Below are 19,619 nucleotides of genomic sequence, written 5' to 3'. Positions count from 1 at the left end.
AACCTGAGCGGCATGTCGTGACCGCCCGCCGCCGGCGCGCTCCGGTCGCCCGATGGCCTGGAGGCCCGGTGCCGGCCCGCACCGCCCCTCGCCCTGGTCGCGCGACACGCCACGTGCGTCACGTCGGGGGTACCGAAAGCGTCGGCTCGCAGACGCGCAGGCGACACTTCGTGCCACCTCGGCGAACCTGAGCGGTGTGTCGTGACCGCCCACCGCCGGCGCGCTCCGGTCGCCCGATGGCCTGGAGGCCCGGTGCCGGCCCGCCCCGTCCCTCGCCCTGGTCGCGCGACACGCCACGTGCGTCACGCCGGGGGTGCAGAAAGCGTCGGTTCGCGGACGCGCAGGCGACACTTCGTGCCGCCCCGGCGAACCTGAGCGGCATGTCGTGACCGCTCGACCGCGGGGTTCGGCAGGCAGACCGGGTCCAGGCAGACCCGGTCAGGCGGGCAGGATCGCGACGACGCAGGTGCCGTCGACCTCGGCGTCCCGCTCGACCACGGTGGAGAAGCCGGCGGCCGTGAAGGCAGCGGCGGACGCCTCGGCCTGGGCCTCGGACACCTCGATGACCACGGCGCCACCGGGACGGAGCCACTCCCCCGCACCCGAGGCGATCCGGCGGTGCAGATCGAGGCCGTCCACACCTCCGTCGAGGGCGACGCGGTGTTCGTGCTCGCGGGCCTCGGTCGGCATGAGTTCGATCGAGGCCGTCGGCACGTAGGGTGCGTTCACCGCGATGACCGCTACGGCCCCGCGGAACCGATCGGGCAACGGCGCGAACAGGTCACCCGCGACGACGATGCCGCGGTCGCCGATGTTCTCGGCTGCGACGTCGACGGCGTCCGGGTCGATGTCGGTGGCGACGAGGTCGAGCGCGCCGACCCGACCGAACAGGGCCACCGAGATCGCGCCGGCGCCGCAGCACAGGTCGACCACGCGGTCGTAGCGCTGCAGCCGACGCGCAGCCTGCTCGACGACGACGCTGGTGCGGGCTCGCGGCACGAAGACGCCGGGGGTCACCCGGATGCGGTGCCCGTCGAAGGCGGCCCAGCCGAGCACGTACTCGAGCGGCTCACCGGCCAGCCGACGCTGCACGAGGGTTCGGAGTCGCACCGGCTCACCGTCACCGGCCTCGAGCAACAGGTCGGCTTCGTCCTCGGCGAAGACGCTCCCCGCGGCCCGGAGCCGGGCCGCGAGGGCGTCACGCGCGGGATGTGTCAAGCGGCGCCGTCGAACATCGACGTCACCGAGCCGTCGTCGAAGACCTCGTGGATGGCACGGGCGATGAGCGGGGCGATCGGCAGGACCTCGAGGCGGTCCCAGCGCTTGTCCATCGGCAGGGGCAGGGTGTCCGTCACGACCACGCGGTCGATGAACTCACTCTGCAGCAGCTCGGTGGCCGGGTCGGAGAAGACGGCGTGGGTCGCGGCGACGACGACACCGGTGGCGCCGGCGTTCTTGAGCGCCTCGGCAGCCTTGGCGATCGTGCGGCCGGTGTCGATGAGGTCGTCGACGAGCAGGCACACGCGGCCGCTGACGTCACCGACGATCTCGTGCACCGAGACCTGGTTCGGCACGAGCGGGTCGCGGCGCTTGTGGATGATGGCGAGCGGGGCGCCGAGCTTCTCGGACCAGATGTCGGCGACACGGACGCGGCCCATGTCGGGCGACACGACGGTGAGCGTCTTCGGGTCGAGGATCTGACGGAAGCGCTCGAGCAGCACCGGCATGGCGAACAGGTGGTCGACGGGGCCGTCGAAGAAGCCCTGGATCTGCGCGGCGTGCAGGTCCACGCTCATGATGCGGTGCGCGCCGGCGGCCTTGAACAGGTCGGCGACGAGGCGGGCCGAGATCGGCTCGCGGCCGCGGCCCTTCTTGTCCTGACGGGCGTACGGGTAGAACGGCGCCACGACCGTGATGCGCTTCGCCGAGGCACGCTTCAGCGCGTCGACCATGATGAGCTGCTCCATGAGCCACTCGTTGATCGGCGCGGTGTGCGACTGGATGACGAAGGCGTCGCAGCCACGGACCGACTCGTCGAAGCGGGCGTAGAGCTCACCGTTCGCGAAGGTCCGGGCATCGGTCGGCACGAGGTCGACCCCGAGCTCCTCCGCGATCTCGGCAGAGAGCGCCGGGTGTGCTCGCCCCGAGACGAGGACGAGTCGTTTCTGGCCGGTTGTCTTGATTCCGGACAAGTGCGGTGCTCACTCCCTGACCCACGAGGGGTCGATGTCGGCGACGGGTGGTCGCCGGGATCTATTCGCCGTTCGCGAGCCGAGCAGCCTCGGCCGCCGGTGTGCCGGGTCGGTGTTCCTCGACCCATCCGTCGGTGTTGCGCTGTGGGGCGTAGCTGATCGCGAGCGATCCTGCCGGAACGTCCTTGCGGACGGTGGTCCCGGCGCCGGTGTACGCACCGTCACCAATCCTAACGGGGGCGACGAACACGTTGTGCGAGCCTGTACGGACGTTCGAGCCGACCTCGGTGCGGTGTTTGTGCACGCCGTCGTAGTTCGCGGTGATGGTGTTCGCGCCGATGTTGGAGTCCTCGCCCACCTCGGCGTCGCCGATGTAGGACAGGTGCGGGACCTTGCTGCCGCGACCGATCCGGGCGTTCTTCGTCTCGACGAAGGTGCCGATCTTGCCGTCGTCGCCGAGGATCGTGCCCGGCCGCAGGTAGGCGAACGGGCCGACCGAGGCGCCGTCCCCGATCACGGCGAGGGTGGCGTCGACGCGGTTCACGGTGGCGCGGGCCCCGACCTCGGTGTCGCGGAGCGTGGTGTCCGGCCCGACGACGGCGCCGGCGGCGATCGCGGTGGCGCCGATGAGCTGGGTGCCCGGCAGGACCTCGGTGTCGGGCTCGATGGTGACGTCGAGGTCGATCCAGGTGGTCGCCGGATCTTGCACGGTGACGCCGGCGAGCTGGTGGCGGCGGACGATGCGGGCGTTGAGTTCACGCGCGGCGTCGGAGAGCTGCGCACGGTCGTTGATGCCGGCGACGAGCCACGGATCGGTCAGGGTGACCACGTCGATGCGCCCGCCGCGCTCGCTGATCAGCGCGGGGGCGTCGGTGATGTACTTCTCGCCCTGGGCGTTCGCCGTGGTGAGCGACGGCAGGGCCGCCCGGAGGTGTGCCACGTCGAACGCGTAGATGCCCGCGTTCGCCTCGGTGATGGTCAGCTGTTCGGCCGTCGCGTCCTTGTGCTCGACGACGCTGACGAAGGCGCCAGAGGCATCCCGCACGATCCGTCCGAGGCCGGTGGGGTCCGGGGCGATCGCGCTCACGAAGGTCGCCCCGTTGCCGCCACCGACGTGGGCGTCGACGAGGAGCCGGAGCGATGCGGCGTCGAGCAGCGGGACGTCGCCGGACAGCACCACGACGGCGCCGTCGAAGTCGGCGGGCAGTGCTTCGACCGCCACCTCGACCGCGCGTCCGGTGCCGGGGACGTCGTCCTGGTCGACGACGATCGCGTCGGGGGCGCGCTCGACGACCTCGGCCGCGACGAGGTCCCGCTCGTGCCGCACGACGACGGCGACGTGCTCGGGGCTGAGCGACGACGCGGTGCGCAGGACGTGCCCGATGAGCGGCAGACCGGCGAGCCGGTGCAGCACCTTGGGCGTGGACGACTTCATGCGCGTGCCCTGCCCGGCGGCGAGGACGACGACGGCGATGCGCTGGTCGGTCATGCACCCATCCTGGCGCACCGCAGCCCGGGCCGCCCGACGCGACCACGGCACTGTGCGGAACCGTGCGCGGAACCGCAGCCTGTGGACGGACCGGCACCGCGCCTCCAGGCCGCGCCGACGGCCCGCCGTGGATCAGGCCCGCGCGCCCTGCGGTTCCCGCTTGACGAACGCCATCAGCACCAGCCCGGCGATGAGCACGACGACCACGCCGAGGATCCCGAACCGGGTCGATCCACCGACGGTCACCGCCACGCCGAACAGCGCCGGCGCGAGGAACGACGCGGCCCGGCCGGTGGTGGCGTAGAGGCCGAAGAGCTCGCCCTCGCGGCCGGGGGTCGCCAGCCGCGCCAGGTAGGCGCGGGACGACGACTGCACCGGGCCGACGAACACGGCGAGGGTCAGCCCGAGCACCCAGAACCACTGCGTCTCGTTGCCGGCGGCGAAGACCCCGACCCCGCACACGGCGAGGCCGACGAGCGAGACCATGATGAGCGAACGCGACCCGAACCGGTCGTCGAGGCGTCCGGAGACGAACGTCGCGATGCCGGCCACGACGTTCGCGGCGATGGCGAACAGGATGACCTGCGACGGCGTGAAGCCGAACACCTGCGCGGCGACGATCCCGCCGAACGTGAAGACGGCCCCGACACCGTCGCGGAACACCGCGCTGGCGAGCAGGAAGGCGAGGACGTTGCGCCGCTCGCGCCAGAGCCGCGCGATGTCCCGGCCGAGGTCCGCGTAGGCACTGAACACGCCGCCGCCGCGGGTGCGGTCGGGCACGGCCTCAGGCACGGTGAGGAACAGCGGGATCGAGCTGACGGCCAGCCAGACGGCGGCGATGCCGATCGCGACGCGGACGTCCCACTGCCCCGTGGCGACGGTGGCCGGCAACTGCAGGAGCCCGCCGACGACCCCGTCGCCCCGGAAGTCCTGGATGCAGAGCACGAGCAGCACCACGAGCAGCACGATCCCGCCGAAGTACCCGGCAGCCCACCCGATGGCGGAGACCCGGCCGGTGCGTTCCCCGGAGGCGACCTGCCCGATCATGGCGTTGTAGCCCACGCTCGCGATCTCGTAGGCGACGGTGCCGATGCCGAGCAGGGCGGCGCCGAGCAGCAGGTACGGCTGGCTCGGCGCCACGAAGACCATGCCGCCGATCGACAGCGCGACGCCGATCGTGGCGATGAGGACCGACCGGCGGCGGTGTCCGGACGAGTCCGCGAGCCGCCCCATGGCCGGTGCCACCAGGGCCACGACGATGCCCGCGATGGTCAGTGCGGTGGACACGACGGCCGCGTTGTGCGCGAGCTCGCGCTCCACGATCGCCTTTCCTGCCGCGGACGTGTCGGCGACGAGCGCCGGGTCCACGAACGCCCGGCTGGCCAGGTACGTGCTGAACACGAAGGTGGTGACGACCGCGTTGAACGCGGCGGAGCCCCAGTCCCAGAGCGCCCAGGAGACGAGCGCGCGCCGGTCGGTGCGCTGCGGCACGACGGCGGCCGGTGAAGCGGTCATGCGCGAACCGTAGCGCGTCCCGGTGACGCGGCGGTGGCCCCGTTCCGGGTCACGTGCCGGACTGGAGGCGCGGGGCGGGCCCGCCCCCGAGCCTCCCGTCCGCCTTGTCCGCGCGCCCGCACCCCGCATGCGCTTCCGCGGATTCGCCCGCTCTGGTGCGAGGTCCCGCACTCCGTGCGAGGTCTGCGCGCCGTCACGGAGTACGGAACCTCGCACCGGACGACGCGCAGGTCGCTCAGGCCGGGACGCCGCCGGGGTAGACGACGGACTTGAGCGACTCCGGGTCGGTGTCGCTCTCGAGGGCCTCGCGGACGTCGTCGAGCCCGAAGCGACCGGTGACGAGCGAGTCGAGGTCGACCTGCCCGGACGCGACCAGCTCGATGGCGACCGGCCACGTGTTCGTGTACCGGAAGATCCCAGTGACCGTGACCTCGAGGTTCTGGATGTGTTCGACCGGCAGTGTCATCTCGGAGTTGCCGAGCCCGACCAGCACCGCGGCACCCGCCGGCCCGACCGCCTTGATGCCGTCCGACACCGCACGGGGCGCACCGCTGGCGTCGATGAACGCGTCGACGGGGACGATGTCAGACGCGACGGACACGGCGGTGGGGTCGACGACCTCGGTGGCGCCGAACTCCAGGGCCCGCGCACGGCGCTCCGGCACCAGGTCGCTGACGACGATGCGCGACGCACCGAAGGCCTTCGCGACCTGGGCGCAGATGATGCCGATCGGACCGGCGCCGGCGATGAGCACCGACGAACCGGGCACGATGCCCGCCTTGCGGACGGCGGCGATGCCGACGGACAGGGGCTCGAGGAGCGCGCCGGCCTCGAACGACACGGCGTCGGGCAGGACGTGCGCGAACTCGGCCTCGATGGTGACGAACTCGGTGAAGGCCCCGTCGACCGGCGGCGTCGCGTAGAAGCGCATGTGCGGGCAGAGGTTGTAGCGGCCGGCCAGGCACTGCGCGCAGCGGTGGCAGGGGCGCTGCGGCTCGATGGCCACGCGCTCCCCCACGCGGGACGGGTCGACGCCCGCGCCGACGGCCTCGATCGTGCCGGACAGCTCGTGCCCGAGGACGAGGGGCTCCTCGACGACGAAGTCGCCGATGCGGCCGTGGCGGAAGTAGTGCACGTCGGAGCCGCAGACCCCCACGGCGGCGACCCGGACGAGCACGTCGCCGGGGTCGACAGCGGGGACGGGGCGGTCCTCGACGGTGAGGTCCTGGGTGCCGAGCAGGACGCTGGTGCGCTGGGTGGAGGTCATGCGGTTCTCGCTTCCTCGGCCGCGTCGTCGCGGCCGGACGTGTGGGTGGTGGACGGGGCGGCTGCGGGCGCTGCGGGCGTGGTCGCTCGCGCTGGCGCTGGCGCGGGCATGGTGGCGTCGCGCAGCAGCTCCGCGAAGCCGATCTCGGCGGCGCCACGGACCAGGACGTCGCGGCCGAGTGCCGCCGGGACGATGCGGAGCCGGTCGGTCATGGCGGCCATCGTCTGCGCCCGCACGTCGGTGTCGATCCGGTCGCCGACGTGTCCGAGCAGCGCACCGAGGAACCCGCCGAGCACGACGACCTCGGGGTCGACGGTGTGGATGGCGTTCCGCAGTGCGGTCGCGAGTGCGGTGACCTGTCGGTCGACGACCCGCTCGAGCTCGGGCCGGCCCTCGGCGAGCGCCGCGGCGAGCGCGTCGAGGTCGTCCGGCGGGGTCCCGGTGACCGCGGTGAGTGCGGAGCGCGAGGCCTCGGTCTCCAGGCAGCCGACCGCACCGCAGTGGCAGCGGATCCCGTTCGCCGCGACGAAGGTGTGCCCGAGCTCGCCCGCGTACCCGTCGGCGCCGCTGAAGGGCCGGCCGGCGCTGACGATCCCGCCGCCGATGCCGCTCGCGCCGCCGTTCAGGTACACGAGGTCGTCGACGCCGCGGGCGCTGCCGTACAGCCGTTCCGCCCAGGCGCCGAGGTTGGCGTCGTTCGCGGCCCGGACTGGCAGCCCCAGGCGTTCCGCGAGCGGTGCGGCGAGGGGTTCGTCACGCCATCCGAGGTGCGGGGCGTCGCGTACGGTGCCGTCCTCGACCCGGACGATGCCGGGCACGGCGACGCCGACCCCGACGATCCGGGCTGCCGGTCCGGTGCGGGCGAGGAGTGCTGCGAGGACCCGTGCGACGGCGTCGATCGCCTGCGCCACGGTGGGCACGGTGGTCTGCGGCTCGACCAGCCGGTCGCGCACGGTGCCGTCGAGGCCGACGAGGGCGACCCCGACGGCGTCGATCTCGACCGTGACCGCGGCGGCGAGGACGTCGCCGGACGCCCGGACGACTCCGCTCGGCCGTCCGACACCGGTACCGGGGGTCCCCGCGGCGGGGGCCTCCTCGTGCACGAGACCGGCATCGACGAGTTCCCCGACGAGCGCGAGGATGGTGGAGCGGTTCAGGCCGGTGCGCCGGGTGAGCTCGGCGCGGGTGACGGGGCCGTCCTCGTGGACGAGCCGGAGGACGCGCGCGGCGTTGCCCGGCGTCGCCGTGGGCTGCCGTGCCATGGGTCCTCCTCGGGGTGGTGGGTGGGGTCTGAGGTCGTGGTCGGCCGGTCAGCGCGACTGCGAGAACGCGGCGTCGAACGCGGCGTCCGGCGGCGCGATGGTACCGAGCTGCCGGACGAACGCCAGCGCCTCGGGCCCGCCGACGAGCCGGTCCATGCCGGCGTCCTCCCACTCGACACTGGTGGGTCCGGCGTACCCGATGTGGTTCAGCACGCGGAACACCCGCTCCCACGGCACGTCCCCGTGGCCGGCGGTCACGAAGTCCCACCCGCGCCGGGGGTCGCCCCACGGCAGGTGCGAGGACAGCCGCCCGTTGCGCCCGTCGAGCTGCTTCACCGACTCCTTGCAGTGCACGTGGTACACCCGGTCGGCGAAGTCGAGCAGGAACGCGGCGGGGTCGAGGTCCTGCCAGACGAAGTGCGACGGGTCGAAGTTGAACCCGAACGCCGGCCGGTCCTGGAACACCTCGAGTGTGCGCTTGGCGGTCCAGTAGTCGTAGGCGATCTCGGACGGGTGCACCTCGAGCGCGAACCGGACCCCGACCTCCTCGAAGACGTCGAGGATCGGTGACCAGCGGTCGTGGAAGTCCTGGTACCCGGCGTCGATCATCCCCGGGGGCACGGGCGGGAACCCGGCGACGGTCTTCCAGATCGACGAGCCGGAGAAGCCGGTGACGGTGTCGACCCCGAGCGCCGCGGCGGCACGGGCGGTCCACTGCAGTTCCTCGGCCGCACGCTGCCGCACGCCCTCCGGGTCGCCGTCGCCCCACACGTGCGGCGGGACGATGTCCTCGTGCCGCTGGTCGATCGGGTCGTCGCACACGGCCTGGCCGACCAGGTGGTTGGCGATCGTCCAGACCTGCAGCCCGTGGCGTTCCAGGATCGCCTTGCGCTCGGCGACGTACGAGGGGTCCGTCGCGGCGCGCCGGACGTCCAGGTGGTCGCCCCAGCAGGCGATCTCCAGCCCGTCGTAGCCCCACTCGCCGGCGAGCCGGGCGACCTCTTCGAAGGGCAGGTCGGCCCACTGTCCGGTGAACAGGGTGACCGGCCTGGAGGCCCGGGTCGTCTCCGTCGTGTCGCTCGCGTCCGTCGTCGTCATCGTCGTCGTCCTTCTTCGCGGTGGTCGGGTTCCGTCACCAGGATCCGGGTGCGGACCCGGCGGGGACGGTGGCGGGTCGCTCGACGCGCGAGTGCACGTCGACGACCGTGTGGTCTCGGGCGGCGGCGGAGACCGCCTCCATGACCTCGAGCACGTGGAACGCGAGGTCGCCGGAGGCCCGGTGCGGCCGGTCCGTCGCGATCGCGTGCGCCATGTCGGCGAGGCCGTAACCGCGGCCGGCGTCGGCGTACCCGGCGGCGACGGGCAGGTCGCGCCACGAGCGGTCGTCGGCGGTGGCGATCGAGACGGTGTCCGAGAACCGGTTCGGGTCCGGGACGCCCAGGGTGCCGGCGGTGCCGTACACCTCGAACAGCGGGGCGCGGGTGGCCCACACCTCGAACGAGACGGTCACGGTGGAGACCACCCCGCCTTCGTGCTCGAGGATCGCGACGACGTGGGTGTCGATGTCGACCGGGATCGACGTGCCGGCGTTCGGCCCGGTGGCGATCGTCCGTTCGCGGGTGGAGCGGGTAGCGCTGCCGCTGACCCGGACGACCGGCCCGAAGAACGTGACGAGGCTGGTCAGGTAGTACGGCCCCATGTCGAGGAGCGGTCCGCCGCCCGGCTGGTAGTAGAACGCCGGCGCGGGGTGCCAGAGCTCGTGCCCGGGTGCGCTCCAGGCGACGGCGGCACCGACCGGGGTGCCGATCGCACCGTCGTCGAGGGCGGCCCGTGCGGTCTGGATGCCCGTGCCGAGGACGGTGTCCGGGGCGCTGCCGACGCGCAGGCCGGCGTCGCGGGCGGCCTCGAGCACCGGTGCGGCCTCGGCGGTGGACATCGCGAGCGGCTTCTCGCCGTAGACGTGCTTGCCCGCGGCGAGCGCCCGGGTGGCGATGTCGGCGTGCGCGGCCGGGATCGTCAGGTTGAGCACCACGTCGACGTCATCGGCGGCGAGCAGGTCGTCCACGGTGGTCCCGCGCACGCCCTGGGCGGCACCGACCTGCTGGGCACGGGCGACGTCGAGGTCGGCGACCGCGGCGAGCTCGAGGCCGGGCAGGGCCGGGAAGTGCTCGAAGTACTGCTGGCTGATGACCCCGACGCCGACGACTCCGACGCGGAGCGGCGTGGCAGCAGCGCCGCGGAGCACCCCTTCGTTCACCGTGCTACCCACAGGAGTCCCCGTTCGATGATGGTGCGGACCGGCTGCGACTCGACGATCTCGATCCGGTGTCCGGGGGCCGAGACGAAGATGCGTCCCTTCCCCCACTGCCGGGTCCAGATCGCCGGTGCGGTGACCGGCCGGTTCCAGGGGTCCCACGAGCGGGCCTCCTGCGTGGTGGTGGCGAGGACGTCGTCGTACTCGTCGCTCAGCACCCAGTACTGCTCGGTGACGAGGTCGAAGTCGTCGATGCCCTGGGTGATGGGGTGCTCGTGCCCGAGGTCGGTGATGTGCACCGTGTAGGGGATGTAGTTGTCCGACTGCTCCCCGACCCGTTCGTCGGGGTGCTTGCCCGCGTGGTGCGCGAACTGCCCGCCGATCATGTGCAGGTAGTCGGCGTTGTCGCGGTACGAGTCCGCGATGCCGCCGTGCCAGCCGGCCAGGCCGGTGCCGTTCAGGACGGCCCGCTGCAGACCGGCGAACTCGTCGGCGGCGATGGTCGTCATGGTGTTCACCTGGACGATCAGGTCGACCGTGTCCATGTACTCCTGGTCGGCGTACACGGCGGGCGATCCCTCGACCCGGACCGCGAAGCCGTGGTCCTGCAGGAACGGGATGAACAGGTCGGTGGTCTCGACGGGCTGGTGGCCGTCCCACCCGCCGCGGACGACGAGCGCCTGGCGGGTCTGCTCGACGGCGCTCACGAGGTCGCCGTCCAGGTGCTGCCGGCGGCCGCGCTGCGTTCGACCGCGTCGAGGACCCGCTGCACGTGCAGGCCGTCGGCGAACGACGGCGACGGGTCGGTGCCGGCGACGATGGCGTCGACGAAGTCCTTCACCTGGTGGCTGAAGGTGTGCTCGTACCCGATGAGGTGCCCGGTCGGCCACCACGCGGCCATGTAGGGGTGCTCGGGCTCGGTGACGAGGATGCGGCGGAAGCCCTGCTCCCCCGCCGGGGCGTTCGACTCGTACAGCCGGAGCTCGTTCATCGACTCGAGGTCGAACTGGATCGCGCCCTCGGAACCGCTGATCTCGAGCGTCAGACCGTTCTTCCGCCCGGTCGCGTAGCGCGTCGCCTCGAACGTGCCGATCGCACCGTCGGCCGCGCCGCCGTCGAGCCGTGCGGTGAAGAACGCGGCGTCGTCGACGGTGACCTGCCCGCGCTCGCTCGACGCGGTGCCGGAGAGCCCGACCCCCTCGGCCATCAGCGGACGCTCGGTCACGAAGGTCTCGAGGGTGCCGGACACGGTGGCGAGCGACGCGCCCGTCACGTGCTCGACCAGGTCGATCGCGTGCGCGCCGATGTCCCCGAGCGCCCCCGAGCCCGCGAGCGACTTGTCGAGGCGCCAGGTCATCGGGCCGTCGGCGTCGGCGAGCCAGTCCTGCAGGTAGAGCGCACGGACCTGGCGCACGGTGCCGATCCGGCCGTCCTGCACCAGCTGCCGGGCGAACGCGATGGCCGGCACCCGGCGGTAGCTGAACCCGACCATCGCCCGGACACCCTGTGCACGGGCGGCGTCGGCGGCGGCGGTCATCGCCTCGGCCTCGGCGACGGTGTTCGCGAGCGGTTTCTCGCACAGGACGTGCTTGCCGGCCTGGAGCGCGGCGATCGCGATCTCGACGTGCGAGGACCCCGGGGACACGACGTCGACCACGTCGATGTCCGGATCGGCCACGACGGCGCGCCAGTCTGTGGACGCCGCCTGCCAGCCGTACTGCTGCCGAGCGGCCTGGGTGCGTCCGGGATCACGCCCGACGATCACCGCCATCTCCGGCTCGGTGCCGAGGTCGAAGAACCTGGGGGCGGTCCGCCACGCCTGTGAGTGTGCGGCTCCCATGAAGCCGTGCCCCACCATCGCGACCCGCAGTCGTTGCTGCACCGTCGACTCACTTGCCATCCGCTCGCTCCTTTGCGATCACGTGCTTGCCACAGCCAACACTACCGCTTATGTTGGGCGCGGCAACATTTTGTTTCGACGACGAACGGTGACCACCATGGCAACGACGCCCACCCGTGCAGACAAGTTCTCCTTCGGTCTCTGGACCATCGGCTACAACGGCTCCGACCCCTTCGGCGGGCCGACCCGACCCGCCCTCGACGTGGTCGAGGCGGTCGAGAAGCTCGACGAGCTCGGGGCCTACGGCCTGACCTTCCACGACGACGACCTGTTCGCGTTCGGTTCGACCGACGCCGAACGCCAGACCCAGATCGACCGCCTCAAGGGTGCGCTGGAGTCGACCGGGCTCGTCGTGCCGATGGTCACGACGAACCTGTTCTCCGCCCCGGTCTTCAAGGACGGCGGCTTCACCTCGAACGACCGGCAGGTCCGCCGCTTCGCGCTCCGCAAGGTGCTCCGCAACATCGACCTCGCCGCCGAGCTCGGCGCGTCGACGTTCGTGATGTGGGGTGGCCGCGAAGGCTCCGAGTACGACAGCGCCAAGGACGTGCAGGCCGCGCTCGAGCGCTACCGCGAGGCCGTCAACCTGCTCGCCCAGTACGTCACCGACAAGGGCTACGGCATCCGGTTCGCCATCGAGCCGAAGCCGAACGAGCCCCGCGGCGACATCCTCCTGCCGACCCTCGGCCACGCGATCGCCTTCACCGAGACGCTCGAGCGTCCGGAGCTGTTCGGCATCAACCCCGAGGTCGGCCACGAGCAGATGGCGGGCCTGAACTTCACGGCCGGCATCGCCCAGGCGCTCTACCAGGGCAAGCTCTTCCACATCGACCTCAACGGTCAGCGCGGCATCAAGTACGACCAGGACCTGGTGTTCGGTCACGGCGACCTGCAGAACGCGTTCTCGCTCGTCGACCTGCTCGAGCACGGTGCCCCGCAGGGCGGCCCGGCGTACGACGGCCCGCGGCACTTCGACTACAAGCCGAGCCGCACCGAGGACATCACCGGCGTCTGGGACTCCGCGTCGGCCAACATGCGCATGTACCTGCTCCTCAAGGAGCGTGCGCAGGCGTTCCGCGCCGACCCCGAGGTGCAGGCGGCGCTCGAGGCCTCCAAGGTCGGCGAGCTGTCGACGCCGACGCTCAACGACGGCGAGTCGTACGACACGTTCCTCGCCGACCGGTCCGCCTACGAGGACTTCGACGCCGACGCCTACTTCGGCGGCAAGGGCTTCGGCTTCGTCCGCCTGCAGCAGCTCGCGATGGAGCACCTGATGGGCGCGCGGAATTGAAGGCAGACGCGCCAGCGGCTGCATCCCGCGCGCTGAGGCGGCCTGCCGCCGAGGGGGCTGACCTGGTCGCGGGGGTCGACTCGTCGACCCAGTCCTGCAAGGTCACCATCCGTGACGCAGCGACCGGTGCGGTCGTCCGCGAGGGACGCGCGTCCCACCCGGACGGCACCTCCGTCGACCCCCGCCACTGGTGGGACGCCCTCGGTGCCGCCGTCGCGGACGCCGGCGGCCTCGACGACGTCGGTGCCGTCGCCATCGCCGGGCAGCAGCACGGCATGGTCACGCTCGACGCCGACGGCCGCGTGGTCCGCGACGCCCTGCTCTGGAACGACGTGCGCAGTGCGGACGCGGCCGCGCAGATGGTCGACGAGCTCGGCCAGGAGGCGTGGGTCGCCCGGACGGGGCTGGTGCCGGTCGCGTCGTTCACGGGTACCAAGCTGCGGTGGCTCCGCGACGCGGAGCCCGAGAACGCGGCCCGCGTCGCGGCCGTGGCGCTCCCCCACGACTGGCTGTCGTGGCGGCTCCGCGGCCACGGCCCGGCGGACGAGAGCCCGCTCGGCCCCGACCTCGACGCCCTGGCGACGGACGCATCCGACGCCAGCGGTACGGGGTACTGGGACCCGGTGCGCCGCGAGTACGACCCGGAGCTGTTCGAGCTCGCGCTCGGGCGACCGATGCGTCCGGCGTCGATGGGTGACGACGACGCCGTGGTCGTGCCCCGCGTGGTCGCTCCCGACGAGGCCATGGGCACCCTGTCCACCGACGTCGAGCTGCCCGGCGGCGCGATCGCGCGGACCGGCCTCGTCGTCGGCGCCGGACTCGGTGACAACGCCGGGGCAGCGCTCGGCCTGGGTCTCGGCCCGGGCGACGTCGCGGTGTCCCTCGGCACCAGCGGCACGGTCTTCGGGGTCAGCGACGCCGAGGTGCGTGACCCGAGCGGGACCGTGGCGGGCTTCGCCGACGGGACCGGGTCGCGCCTCCCGATCGTCACGACGCTCAACGCGGCCCGCGTGCTCGAGGTGATCGGCGGCCTGCTCGGCGTCGACCACGACGCACTCGGCGAGCTGGCGCTGCAGGCGCCGGCCGGGGCCGACGGCCTCGTCCTGGTGCCGTACTTCGTCGGCGAGCGCACGCCCAACCGGCCGGACGCGACCGCGTCGCTGTTCGGCATGACGCCGGCGACCACCGACCGGGCGCACCTGGCCCGGGCGGCCGTCGAGGGGATGCTCTGCGCCCTCGCCGACGGACTGGCCGCGGTGCAGGACACCGGGGTGACCGTCGAGCGGCTGCTGCTCATCGGCGGCGCTGCGCGGAACCCGGCGGTCCGCACCGTCGCCGCACAGGTGTTCGGCCGTGACGTCCTGGTGCCGGAGCCCGGCGAGTACGTCGCGGCGGGTGCTGCGAAGCAGGCCGCATGGGCACTCACCGGCGCACTGCCGACGTGGGACACCGCGACGACCACCGTGCTGTCCGACCCGCACCCCGAGGTGCTCGAGCAGTACCGCGCCGCGGCGCGCTGACCGACGCACCGGATCCGACACTCCCCGCCCCCGGAGGACCCCCATGCCACTGACCGACCTGCCCCTCGACGCGCTCCGTGCCCACCGCTCGGACGTCCGTCGTCCCGCCGACTTCGACGCCTTCTGGGCGGACACGATCGCCGCCGCCCGGACCGCGGGCGAGGGGGTCGAGACGACCCTCGTGCCCGCCGAGACCCCGGTGACCGGTCTCGTCGTCGAAGACCTGACGTTCCCCGGGTTCGCCGGCGACCCGGTGCGCGCCTGGGTCAACCGTCCGGTGGTCGACGACCGCGGCGCACTGCCGGTCGTCGTCGAGTTCCTCGGCTACGGCGGTGGCCGTGGTCGCCCGGGCGAGCGCGTGCACTGGGCCCTCGCCGGGTACGTGCACGTCGTGATGGACACCCGCGGCCAGGGCTCCGGGTGGGCCGGCGGTGACACCCCGGACCCGCACGGCTCCGCCCCGCACGCCAGCGGCTGGATGACGAGCGGCATCGGCTCACCGGCCGACCACTACTACCGCCGCGTCTACACCGACGCCGTGCGGCTCGTCGAGGCGGTGCGGACGCTGCCCGGGATCGACCCCGAGCGCATCGCCCTGACCGGCGGCAGCCAGGGCGGCGGCATCACGATCGCCGCGGCGGCCCTGGTCGAGGCACACGTCGGGCCGGTCGCCGCGGTGCTGCCCGACGTGGCGTTCCTGGCCGACTGGCGGAACGGCACCGACGTCGCGGTCGGGGGTCCGTACCTGGAGCTCGCGCAGTACCTCGCCGTCCACCGCGATGCGGCCGAGCGCGTGTGGGAGACCGCCGCGTACCTGGACGGGGTGAACCACGCCGCCGGCATCACCGCCCCGGCGCTGTTCTCGGTCGCGCTGATGGACGACGTCGTCCCGCCCCGCACGACCTTCGCCGCGTTCAACGCCCTCGGCTCCTCCGACCGCGAGATCGTCGTGTACCCGTACAACGGGCACGAGGGTGGCGGCTTCCGGCACTGGGAGCGTCAGGCGGCGTTCCTGGCGGACCGGCTGCGCTGACGGGTGTCGGGGGTCAGGTGCTCGTCTGGAGCGTCTTCTTCGGGTACTCGTCGAAGCGTTGGAAGTACGTGCTCGAGAACCGCCCCATGTGGCGGAAACCCCACCGGTGCGCGACCTCGGCCACCGTCGTCTGCGCCCGGTCGGCGAGCTGGAGCGCGATCCGGACCCGGTCGAGGCGGACCTGCAGCAGGTACGTCATGGGGCTCACGCCGACGTGCTGCACGAAGTTCTCCTGGAGCGTGCGGGAGCTGACCCCGACGGCCCCGCAGACGTCCGCGAGCTGGAGCGGCCGGTCGCAGTGCTCCGCGAGCCAGGCCTGCGCGAGCTGCACGGTGTTCACCGTCCGGCGCACCGGCCGTGTGTTTGGTTCGGCGTCCGTCCCGCCGAAGGCCCGCAGGACGGCCTCGGCCAGCAGGACCTGTGCAGACAGGTGGCCGCCCGGGTTGCGGTCGGGGTGCAGCGCGTTGACCGCGACCGCGTCGATGCGGGCGAGCAGCTGGGACACCTCGGACTCGGTCGGGCGGGATCGCAGTCGGCCGGCGAAGCGGTGATCGAACACGACCCCGTTCACGGCGTCGAGGAAGCCACCGTCCACCCGCAGCACCTGGACGGTCCCCGCCGGCACGATCAGCGTGAACGGTCGGTCCGTCGGCAGGAGCACCGGCACGCCGGGCCGGGCGGGCGCGTCGTCGTCGACCCGCAGGCACCCCGCGGTGGACCACGCCAGCACCGGCGTGCCGTCCGGCGTGAACGAAGCGGCGGTGGTCGTCGACACCGCCGACGACAGCAGTGCGACGTTGAGGTGGCGCACCGTCCGGTGGCGGAACGCGAACCGGTCGGTGGGTGCGAACCGGACGTCGCGGCCGTCGTACACGGCGCGGACCGTCCGGACCGCGTCCGCGGGGGTCCGGCCGCAGCGCTCGGCCGTCCGGGGTGCGTGGCTGACGGCGGCCCGCGGGACGGTGTCGCTGCTCACCGGCCCGATCCTCGCCGGGCGCGGAGGTCCGCGAAGGTGAACCGCTCGCGGTCGACGTCGTCCTCGGACTGCACGATCCACCCGCGTCGGGCAGCGCGTGCCCGAGCCCGGTAGGAGGTGATGTGGACCGGGGCGACCCCCGGTGCACGCTCGTAACCACTCATCAGATCCTCCGATCTGCCCCCGTGCCTCCGACCCTGTTCGGAGGGGGACAGTTTGAGTACCTCTTGGACGATAAGCACCCTCACCGGGGGTCCACAATGGCCCCCGAACGGGTGCGATCCACATCCGCGCACCTCGGATAACGGCGGCGTCGTGGCGTCGGAGGCCGATCCACCCGACCGACTCGTACCCTCCACGTATGGACCAGGCACCGACCACGGCGAGTGGTCCCGAGCACGGCGGAGCACGGCTGTCCCGCACCGTGCACGAGGCGCTGCGGTTCGTGCACGCCCACGCCCGCGACGCGATCTCCGTACCGGACATCGCCGCCGCCGCACACCTGTCGACCCGCGGCCTGCAGAGCGCGTTCCGGCGGGAGCTGCAGACCTCGCCCGCGTCGTACCTGCGCGGGGTACGGCTCGAGGGCGTCCGCCGCGACCTGCTGTCGATGACACCGGCCGACCGCCGCACCATCGCGGACGTCGCGAAGCACTGGCACTTCAGCAACGCCGGCCGGATGGCGGCCGAGTACCGTGCCGCCTTCGGCACCGCACCGTCCGCGGCGCTCCGGTTGTTCGACCCGGAGGACCCGGACCCCCGAGCCACGTCGGACCTCGCCGGGTCCCCGGGCGAGGGATCACGCTTCCGGATCGTGCTCGACTGCGAGGTGGAGGTCGACGACGCCGACGCGACGTTCGCCAGCGCCCTGCGCCGCGCCCAGGGCGACGACCGCCCCTGGCACGGCTACGACCCCGACGGCAGCACGGCCGACGTCGTCGCGTTCCTGCTGGCGAGCGCCGTCCGCGGGGCCGCCGGGGACACCTCCGGCATCCGGCTGCGCGCGGTCAACCCGATGCTGCGGGCGCCCGACGAGCACGGCGGGTACCCGTCGGCCGAGCTCCCGCCGTGGTCGGCACCCGGCCACCCCGAACAGGACGCCCCTTCGCCGTGACGACCACCCCGCATCGACGCCGCTCCGCGCTGCTCGCCGCCGTCCTCTCCGCAGGACTCGCACTCGCCGGCTGCACGACCCCGACCGCCGCCCGGGCCGACGGGTTCGACGTGACCGGCTTCCAGCCCGAGAACGCCGACACCGCCCTGGTGGACGCGAACGCGGCCGCGATGGACGTGGTCGGCGTCGACGGACTGCTGCTCGACCGCACTGGCTCGAAGGTCACCGCCCCGTCGCACGCTGCCGAGGCCCAGCGCGACCGGGCACACGCCGACGGGCTCACCGCGCAGCTGCTCGTCAGCAACTACTCCGAGGCCGACGGCGACTTCAGCGAGCCGATCGCGCGGAAGCTCCTGACCTCGCCCGCGAACCGCGCCCGGGTCGTCCGATCACTCGCCGCCGACGTGGCCACGGGCGGCTGGGACTCGATCATGATCGACCTCGAGGCGCTGACCTCGGCCGAGAAGCCCGGTCTCACCGCCTTCGCCCGTGAGTTCCGGGCCGCCGTCGGCGACGACGTCCGGCTCGACATCGCCCTGTCCGCGTCGACCACAGCAGCCGGGTACGCCCGCCTGGGCTACGACGTGCGCGCCCTCCGCGCCCCGCTCGACCACCTGACGCTCATGGCCTACGACCAGCACGGCCCCTGGGAGCCGGACGCACCCGGCCCCGTCGGGTCGCTCGCGTGGTCGTCGAAGGCCGCCCGCGCCCTCGCGACCCTCGCCCCCCGCGACCAGATCGTGCTCGGCGTCGCCGGGTACGGCTACCACTGGCAGGGGAAGCGTCCGGGAGGTCAGCTCTCGGACGCCCAGGCACGACTGCGGGTCCGGAAGGCGGGCGTGACCGCGACGTGGGACACGACCGTCGGCGAGTGGACCGCGACCCTGCCGAGCGGTGAGGTGCTCTGGTGGTCCGACGCACGCTCCCTGCGTGAGCGGGTCGCCCTGGCGGAACGGCTCGGCCTGACCGGCGTCGCCGTCTGGTCACTGGACCTGTCCGACCGGATCGAACCGCCTCGGGTGACCGCGACCCGCTGACGGACAGGAGGCCCGGTGCACGCTGGCACCGGGCCTCCTGTCCGTCAGCCGCTCAGGCCCACGGCACGGGCGCGCCGCGCCTCAGCCCAGGCGCCCGTCGTGTGGCGCCGTCGCTCCGCGACGCTTCGCCTGGTGTCGCGCGACCCGGTTGCGGTTGCCGCACCCCGCGGCCGTGCACCAGACGCGGTTGTGCCGGGGCGACGTGTCCAAGTAGACCCAGCCGCACGCGTCGTCGCCGCACTGCCGTGCCGCGCTGAGGTCGGACGTCAGCAGTTCCTGGGCGAGCAGGGCGATCGCGCCCCTCGGCCCGGAGAGGTCGGCCGGTATTCGCCACGACCACGACGCCCCGTCCGTGCCCCGCTCGATCGTCGCGCGCTCGAGAGCAGCGACGTACTCGGAAGCGATGTGGGCGGCAGCGCGTGGTGACGACTTGAACACCGCTTCGTAGACCGCCTCGCGGAGTGCCAGCACCGCGGCGTGCTCCCGCGCCGCGACGGCGGGCGCGGCCTCGGCGAGCCGGACTGTCTCCGTCGCGTTCCCGGGCAGGACCCCCATCTGCTCGCACCACGCCACGACGGCGTCGAAGCTGCTCAGGGTGTCGATCGAACGTCGGGGATCGAGTCGCCAGTGCACGGTGTCGACGAGGTCGAGCGCAGTGTGTCCGCCCACTTCCGGGAACGTCGAGTGCGCGTCGGGGGCCACCATGCTCCGAGACTAATGCGTGATCAGCCGTTGTGCCATGTGCATCGCCTGTGCCAGGGTCTAATGC

Annotated in this window: 18 protein-coding genes; 5 read left to right on the top strand and 13 right to left on the bottom strand. The window is 72.9% G+C overall.

Annotated elements, in window-relative coordinates; genetic code table 11:
• Positions 1-438 precede the first annotated feature (438 nt).
• From ABRP24_RS07750 to ABRP24_RS07705, 10 genes are all read right to left on the bottom strand, one after another.
• On the bottom strand, positions 439-1,218 hold the full coding sequence (locus ABRP24_RS07750) for a putative protein N(5)-glutamine methyltransferase (protein ID WP_349849771.1): 780 nt from the start codon (positions 1,216-1,218) through the stop codon (positions 439-441).
• Entirely contained in the window at positions 1,215-2,192 is a 978-nt protein-coding gene (locus tag ABRP24_RS07745) for a ribose-phosphate diphosphokinase (protein WP_027464468.1), read from the bottom strand. Before ABRP24_RS07745 ends, ABRP24_RS07750 begins: the two co-directional genes overlap by 4 nt.
• Positions 2,193-2,253: 61 nt before the next feature.
• Complete coding sequence (glmU, locus tag ABRP24_RS07740) at positions 2,254-3,681, bottom strand: bifunctional UDP-N-acetylglucosamine diphosphorylase/glucosamine-1-phosphate N-acetyltransferase GlmU (RefSeq protein WP_071245981.1); 1,428 nt, start codon at positions 3,679-3,681, stop codon at positions 2,254-2,256.
• Positions 3,682-3,813: 132 nt separating this feature from the next.
• Positions 3,814-5,196 carry an MFS transporter gene (locus ABRP24_RS07735; RefSeq protein ID WP_138802664.1) on the bottom strand — a complete coding sequence of 461 codons (1,383 nt, stop codon included), beginning with the start codon at positions 5,194-5,196 and terminating at the stop codon, positions 3,814-3,816.
• A 235-nt stretch (positions 5,197-5,431) separates the two neighbouring features.
• On the bottom strand, positions 5,432-6,463 hold the full coding sequence (locus tag ABRP24_RS07730) for an NAD(P)-dependent alcohol dehydrogenase (RefSeq protein WP_301599966.1): 1,032 nt from the start codon (positions 6,461-6,463) through the stop codon (positions 5,432-5,434).
• Positions 6,460-7,725: an ROK family transcriptional regulator gene (locus ABRP24_RS07725; RefSeq protein ID WP_349849774.1), complete on the bottom strand. Its 1,266-nt coding sequence runs from the start codon at positions 7,723-7,725 to the stop codon at positions 6,460-6,462. The genes ABRP24_RS07730 and ABRP24_RS07725 overlap by 4 nt, the downstream gene beginning before the upstream one ends.
• A gap of 48 nt (positions 7,726-7,773) precedes the next feature.
• Entirely contained in the window at positions 7,774-8,823 is a 1,050-nt protein-coding gene (locus ABRP24_RS07720) for a sugar phosphate isomerase/epimerase (RefSeq protein ID WP_214524664.1), read from the bottom strand.
• 34 nt (positions 8,824-8,857) lie between these two features.
• The gene (locus ABRP24_RS07715) at positions 8,858-9,982 is read right to left on the bottom strand and encodes a Gfo/Idh/MocA family oxidoreductase (protein ID WP_349849777.1); all 1,125 of its coding nucleotides are present in this window, start codon (positions 9,980-9,982) and stop codon (positions 8,858-8,860) included.
• On the bottom strand, positions 9,979-10,686 hold the full coding sequence (locus ABRP24_RS07710; RefSeq protein WP_349849779.1) for a ThuA domain-containing protein: 708 nt from the start codon (positions 10,684-10,686) through the stop codon (positions 9,979-9,981). The genes ABRP24_RS07715 and ABRP24_RS07710 overlap by 4 nt, the downstream gene beginning before the upstream one ends.
• Positions 10,683-11,879 (bottom strand): Gfo/Idh/MocA family oxidoreductase, encoded by a 1,197-nt coding sequence (locus ABRP24_RS07705; RefSeq protein WP_349849781.1) that lies wholly within the window; start codon positions 11,877-11,879, stop codon positions 10,683-10,685. The genes ABRP24_RS07710 and ABRP24_RS07705 overlap by 4 nt, the downstream gene beginning before the upstream one ends.
• 97 nt (positions 11,880-11,976) lie before the next feature.
• Here ABRP24_RS07705 and xylA point away from each other — a divergent pair, with 97 nt between their 5' ends.
• The 3 genes from xylA to ABRP24_RS07690 all read left to right on the top strand — a co-directional run bounded on the left by xylA (position 11,977) and on the right by ABRP24_RS07690 (position 15,723).
• Positions 11,977-13,170 (top strand): xylose isomerase, encoded by a 1,194-nt coding sequence (gene xylA / locus ABRP24_RS07700; RefSeq protein ID WP_111033642.1) that lies wholly within the window; start codon positions 11,977-11,979, stop codon positions 13,168-13,170.
• Between the two features lie 62 nt (positions 13,171-13,232).
• Positions 13,233-14,690 carry a xylulokinase gene (xylB, locus tag ABRP24_RS07695; protein WP_349849817.1) on the top strand — a complete coding sequence of 486 codons (1,458 nt, stop codon included), beginning with the start codon at positions 13,233-13,235 and terminating at the stop codon, positions 14,688-14,690.
• A 43-nt stretch (positions 14,691-14,733) separates the two neighbouring features.
• Positions 14,734-15,723 (top strand): acetylxylan esterase, encoded by a 990-nt coding sequence (locus ABRP24_RS07690; RefSeq protein WP_301599961.1) that lies wholly within the window; start codon positions 14,734-14,736, stop codon positions 15,721-15,723.
• 13 nt (positions 15,724-15,736) lie between these two features.
• Here ABRP24_RS07690 and ABRP24_RS07685 read toward each other — a convergent pair whose 3' ends face one another.
• Both ABRP24_RS07685 and ABRP24_RS07680 read right to left on the bottom strand, forming a co-directional pair.
• Positions 15,737-16,699 (bottom strand): helix-turn-helix transcriptional regulator, encoded by a 963-nt coding sequence (locus tag ABRP24_RS07685; RefSeq protein ID WP_214522571.1) that lies wholly within the window; start codon positions 16,697-16,699, stop codon positions 15,737-15,739.
• The gene (locus ABRP24_RS07680; protein ID WP_196783359.1) at positions 16,696-16,863 is read right to left on the bottom strand and encodes a hypothetical protein; all 168 of its coding nucleotides are present in this window, start codon (positions 16,861-16,863) and stop codon (positions 16,696-16,698) included. Before ABRP24_RS07680 ends, ABRP24_RS07685 begins: the two co-directional genes overlap by 4 nt.
• Before the next feature lie 197 nt (positions 16,864-17,060).
• Between ABRP24_RS07680 and ABRP24_RS07675 the strand changes: the two genes are divergently transcribed.
• Positions 17,061-17,813, top strand: a complete 753-nt coding sequence (locus tag ABRP24_RS07675) for an AraC family transcriptional regulator (RefSeq protein ID WP_214522572.1) — start codon at positions 17,061-17,063, stop codon at positions 17,811-17,813.
• Positions 17,810-18,850, top strand: coding sequence for a glycosyl hydrolase family 18 protein (locus ABRP24_RS07670; RefSeq protein ID WP_301599960.1), 1,041 nt, complete (start codon positions 17,810-17,812; stop codon positions 18,848-18,850). Before ABRP24_RS07675 ends, ABRP24_RS07670 begins: the two co-directional genes overlap by 4 nt.
• A gap of 81 nt (positions 18,851-18,931) precedes the next feature.
• On the opposite strand, the gene ABRP24_RS07665 is transcribed toward ABRP24_RS07670, so the two are convergent.
• Positions 18,932-19,555, bottom strand: a complete 624-nt coding sequence (locus tag ABRP24_RS07665) for a CGNR zinc finger domain-containing protein (protein WP_301599959.1) — start codon at positions 19,553-19,555, stop codon at positions 18,932-18,934.
• Between the last annotated feature and the right edge of the window lie 64 nt (positions 19,556-19,619).

This window comes from Curtobacterium sp. WHRI 8282 (assembly GCF_040223925.2).
GTDB lineage: Bacteria > Actinomycetota > Actinomycetes > Actinomycetales > Microbacteriaceae > Curtobacterium > Curtobacterium flaccumfaciens.
Note: the sequence above shows the minus strand (reverse complement) of the source record. Positions and strands in the feature narration are given on the sequence as shown.

Bases quoted from the DNA above. Each gene is read 5' to 3' on its own strand.
- ABRP24_RS07680 (WP_196783359.1), bottom strand. From the start codon at position 16,863: ATGAGTGGTTACGAGCGTGCACCGGGGGTCGCCCCGGTCCACATCACC.
- ABRP24_RS07730 (WP_301599966.1), bottom strand. From the start codon at position 6,463: ATGACCTCCACCCAGCGCACCAGCGTCCTGCTCGGCACCCAGGACCTC.
- ABRP24_RS07665 (WP_301599959.1), bottom strand. From the start codon at position 19,555: ATGGTGGCCCCCGACGCGCACTCGACGTTCCCGGAAGTGGGCGGACAC.
- ABRP24_RS07735 (WP_138802664.1), bottom strand. From the start codon at position 5,196: ATGACCGCTTCACCGGCCGCCGTCGTGCCGCAGCGCACCGACCGGCGC.
- ABRP24_RS07705 (WP_349849781.1), bottom strand. From the start codon at position 11,879: ATGGCAAGTGAGTCGACGGTGCAGCAACGACTGCGGGTCGCGATGGTG.
- xylA (WP_111033642.1), top strand. From the start codon at position 11,977: ATGGCAACGACGCCCACCCGTGCAGACAAGTTCTCCTTCGGTCTCTGG.
- ABRP24_RS07720 (WP_214524664.1), bottom strand. From the start codon at position 8,823: ATGACGACGACGGACGCGAGCGACACGACGGAGACGACCCGGGCCTCC.
- ABRP24_RS07675 (WP_214522572.1), top strand. From the start codon at position 17,061: ATGGACCAGGCACCGACCACGGCGAGTGGTCCCGAGCACGGCGGAGCA.
- glmU (WP_071245981.1), bottom strand. From the start codon at position 3,681: ATGACCGACCAGCGCATCGCCGTCGTCGTCCTCGCCGCCGGGCAGGGC.
- ABRP24_RS07725 (WP_349849774.1), bottom strand. From the start codon at position 7,725: ATGGCACGGCAGCCCACGGCGACGCCGGGCAACGCCGCGCGCGTCCTC.
- ABRP24_RS07690 (WP_301599961.1), top strand. From the start codon at position 14,734: ATGCCACTGACCGACCTGCCCCTCGACGCGCTCCGTGCCCACCGCTCG.